The organism is Streptomyces sp. WM6386, from assembly GCF_000972385.1.
Classification (GTDB): domain Bacteria; phylum Actinomycetota; class Actinomycetes; order Streptomycetales; family Streptomycetaceae; genus Streptomyces.
Genome location: NZ_JXTE01000459.1, coordinates 1 through 483 on the forward strand (window position 1 = coordinate 1; position 483 = coordinate 483).

1 protein-coding gene is annotated in these 483 nt (G+C 70.4%); it reads left to right on the forward strand.

Annotated features, from left to right (window positions below):
* Positions 1-52 precede the first annotated feature (52 nt).
* Positions 53-483: response regulator transcription factor (locus TN53_RS42240; RefSeq protein ID WP_159038288.1), on the forward strand; the 431-nt coding region annotated here is incomplete at its 3' end.

Genomic DNA, 483 nt, shown 5'->3' on the forward strand with positions numbered 1-483 from the left:
CGGTGGCTGAAACCGTACGAGGCTCCGATTCCGGCTGATGTGGAGGTGAGTCATGCGTCAGGCGTCAGCCGACCTGCTGAACCCACACGCACCACTGCGCCACGAGGTGTTCGAAGCAGAGGCCCGCGCCGCTCCGGCGGCGCACACGGCTTGGCGTGTCCTGATCGTCGACGCCCGCGCCGAGGACGCGGCACCGCTGGCGGAGGCACTGCGCCGGCACGGGCACCACGTCGAGCGTGCCCGCAACGGCTATGCCGCGCTCGAGACCTACGGCGAGGCGGACGTCGACATCGTGCTCCTCGACCCCGACCTGCCCGACGTCGACGGACTTCAGGTGTGCCGTCAGCTGACCGCGGCCGGCCGCACCGCGGTCGTCGTGCTCAGCGACCGCGGCAGCGAACTCGACGTCGTGCTCGGCCTCCAGGCCGGCGCCGACGACTACCTGGTCAAACCCTGTGGGCTCAGAGAACTCCTGGCCCGTAT